We start from the raw sequence: 3389 nt of genomic DNA, 5'->3' as shown, positions 1-3389 counted from the left end.
AATCGACATCGTCGCTACGTTTCCTGCTACGGCTGCTCCGCTCACTTCATCCGCCTGCTGAAAACGTACGCCGATCTCTCGAAGCTCCTTCGCAACATGGGCCAAGCTTTCCAACGTGTCGATCATCCTGGGCTGGTTCTCTTCAAATCGTTCTAGAAATCGCTCTCGCACCATCCCCGACCACATCGATTCCATCCAGCGAATCAAGCGAAGCTATGCTGCCTAAACTCTGTCAACCAATCGCTGAACTTGCACCGCACCGGTTGCTGTCTGCCTCGATTAACTTGTACTGTTCATCGCGCGGAACGTCGGCGGACCATCCCTTGTTTGTCACACCCTTTTATTTCCTTATATGTCATTAATGTTAATTGGTTCTAAGTTAATGCCAACCAATCATCACCGAAACATCACATGCTTGAAGTTCTGTGTAAATCTCACTAAAAATTACTAACATGAGTTCTGCGTAAATATAGAAACCTTGAAAGGCACGAAGCCGATCAAGGTTCTCAAACCTAAATCTTGGTCACGTTTCTACAAATGATTCCTACGAGTTCATTTGCTTCTGCAATTAAAAAAGTTGTAGAGTCTGCTTGTACCTGGGAATCAATCATCTTGTCCTTAGCGAACCAAATAGTGAAATCTCCTTCGTGAAACTGGATACAGACCTCGCTTGCTGGCTCCGAAGTAATATCAAGTATTGGGAACCCTTCTTGCTTTTTGATCTGCCCAGACGATTTACAAGGAGATTCCTCTACAATTCTTGGAAAAATACATTCCACTTCTCCGATCTCACCGGAACTGCTTAGCCAAATCATTGCACTTTGTGCCACCCGGTACGGTTGACAGTCATCCGTCATATAACCCGTAACAAGATTGTATGTTTTCACTTCATCAGTGTACGTTGCTTCAATTTCCGTCCAACCATCTTGAATACTGACTATTTTAATCAACTGATCCACCTACCTTTTGAAACTACTCGGCCAGACGCCGACAATTTGGTTAGAACTGGGATTAACAAAAACTGATGTCCCGGTTGCTGGATTAACATATTCCACACTTCCTGCTTCTGCTGGTTTCGGCTTTGTTGCTAGTGCATCAGTTATATCATCCGGCATAATATCTTTTCGTCCGGATTTGAACAGGCTACTATACGCATGTTCATTCATTTTGTAAGTCTGTCCATTTGCAGTAACACCGCTATCCTTCATTTCGTCAAATGCTGGCCTTCTAGTAGCTCTTAAATCTGGGTTCCCCTCAGCATTGTATACTTTAGGTTTAGCTTGTCCCGTCCCCTTACCACTCTTGCCTGCCTGCTCTCGCTTTGCCTTCGCATCCCGAATCGTCTGCTTCACCTTGTCCAGTGCTGCACTGGTTCCACGGCCCTTATAGGGACCCTTGCCACTTTTCATACTTCCCGTGACCATCCCAATCCCGGCTACAATCTGACTCCATTTCAAGGAGGAGATCATCATCTTGGCGTAATCGTCTGTGACAGGCTCTCCTGTAAAGGGATTCACTCCGAGCTCAAATGCTTCAATCTGTAACTGAATCAGATCCTGTTCGGGGACAGAATTGGCCCCTGGTGGTTGCCCCATCTTAGTCACATCGATCTTTCCATGATCTCGTTCGTACGCTTGCAAGGCTGCCTGATCGGTTACACCATTCTCATTGACTGGTAACCAAATACGTAAATAGGTATCGTACTTCATCTGATATCCCTTATCATCATTGCTCTGCGTTGCTTTCAGCCCAATCGACTTCATCGCTACGTTTCCTGCTATGGCTGCTCCGCTCACTTCATCCGCCTGCTGAAAACGTACGCCGATCTCTCGAAGCTCCTTCGCAATTTGGGCCAAGCTTTCTAACGTTTCGATCATCCTAGGCTGGTTCTCTTCGAATCGTTCTAGAAACCGCTCGCGTACTATCCCCGACCACATCGATTCCATCCAGCGGATCAAGCGAACGAGTTCCTCACGAGTATCTTCCATTTGCTCGCGATTCTCCTCGACCTCTCGTGCCGCTTCAAACAATCGCTCCGGGGTCACTTGTATTCTACTCATCACGTTCTCCATCTGTCCAGATTTGGACTCTACTTCTTCTTTTATTAAAACTAACGCGTCTTATACGCGATCTTTTCCTCACTTGATCCCTGATATCTACATAAGTTGAACTAAAGATTTACACCTTCTACTCCGATGACAGAACAACCTGGAGAGTAGCTGTTATCCCCAGATTTTTTCGATTCCCTTTCCAAGGGGGAAAATCCGGTGATAAAGGCGAAGCTTATGCTTCCGATGTAGCTTTCTTGCAGAAAGCTTGCTTTTTCAGGCTTTTTCTGTCCTCTCCGTTAACGTGTAAATAAATAGTTCAACTTAACTAAACTAAAAACATTTTCTCTATCTTGCTTAATGCGGCACCTGTGCACTGAAATCATCCCGGCTCGAACGATCTGCATGGTAAAAGACCACATCTCCATCTCGTAACGAAAACGTATGGTTGTAGCTATCCTGCACCTGACGCTGGAAACCTTCCAGCAGCCACTGGTTCATTAGCGGAGCATGGATATATTGCAGATGCGGAGCGGCAAGGTCGCCTTCCCGAATAGACTCCAGGTTAAAATTCACCACGATATATCCGTTCTTCAGGAAATAGGCGATTTAGAATCCAGTCCACCATGCGTTCGCCCATACTCGGCCAGGTTCGTTCCGGCCTCAACCACATAGGGCTCTGCTGGCAAGCTGTACTCGCCATACCATTGTTGAATCGCCGCGTTGGCTCGCAGTACATCTGCACTGGCTGTGACTGGAATGTTCGTTTTTGGCCCGATGAATGTCCGTAATTGCTCTGGCATCAGCAGCAGGCTGTATCCACCGACGGGCGTTTTCATTTTCGTAAACTTGTCTCGGTAATATTCTTGATACGCTTGCTCGCTCATCATACCCGGGTGTATCTCACCATAGCGATTGTACTTGTACGTTGCGGTATCACGCAGCTGCACCCCAGGCACCTGACGCATCCGGTCGTTCAGAATGACAAACCGCTTCACCTGGTCCTCTGCCGAACCAATGCGAATAAAGTTCCGCTGATTGGTCGAGTAGTATAGATCCACAGGCACACGCGTTTTTCCATCCTTGCTCACAAAATCAAAGGTTGGTGTAAGCCGAATACCATCTCGCGGGCCGAACATATTGCCTTTGGTTTTGACGGATTGTAATATGAAGTGCGACACCTACTGGAAATAAATAAAAAATGGCCCATGGCCGGATTCGTGTAGAATGAAGTCACCACAACAAACATTCACACAAGGAGAATCCACCATGAGCTACACACATCTTAGCATAATCGAACGCAGCAAGCTAGAAATCCTCCACCAGCAGGGGAAAAGTACC

At 46.7% G+C, this 3389-nt stretch carries 3 protein-coding genes and 1 pseudogene; all 4 read right to left on the bottom strand.

Translation table 11 applies throughout. The annotated features are described in order from the left end of the window. Positions 1 to 195: WXG100 family type VII secretion target (locus tag DFQ00_RS28930; protein WP_208643833.1), on the bottom strand; the 195-nt coding region annotated here is incomplete at its 3' end. Positions 196 to 512: 317 nt separating this feature from the next. Then, positions 513 to 950, bottom strand: a complete 438-nt coding sequence (locus tag DFQ00_RS28450; protein ID WP_110899750.1) for a hypothetical protein — start codon at positions 948 to 950, stop codon at positions 513 to 515. Between the two features lie 9 nt (positions 951 to 959). Next, positions 960 to 2060, bottom strand: coding sequence for a WXG100 family type VII secretion target (locus DFQ00_RS28445; protein WP_167433874.1), 1101 nt, complete (start codon positions 2058 to 2060; stop codon positions 960 to 962). Positions 2061 to 2405: 345 nt separating this feature from the next. Then, positions 2406 to 3205: pseudogene (locus DFQ00_RS28440) on the bottom strand (DUF5704 domain-containing protein); the annotation flags it as partial. Positions 3206 to 3389 lie beyond the last annotated feature (184 nt).

It is taken from the genome of Paenibacillus barcinonensis, from assembly GCF_003217495.1.
Lineage (GTDB): Bacteria > Bacillota > Bacilli > Paenibacillales > Paenibacillaceae > Paenibacillus > Paenibacillus barcinonensis.
Note: the sequence above shows the minus strand (reverse complement) of the source record. Positions and strands in the feature narration are given on the sequence as shown.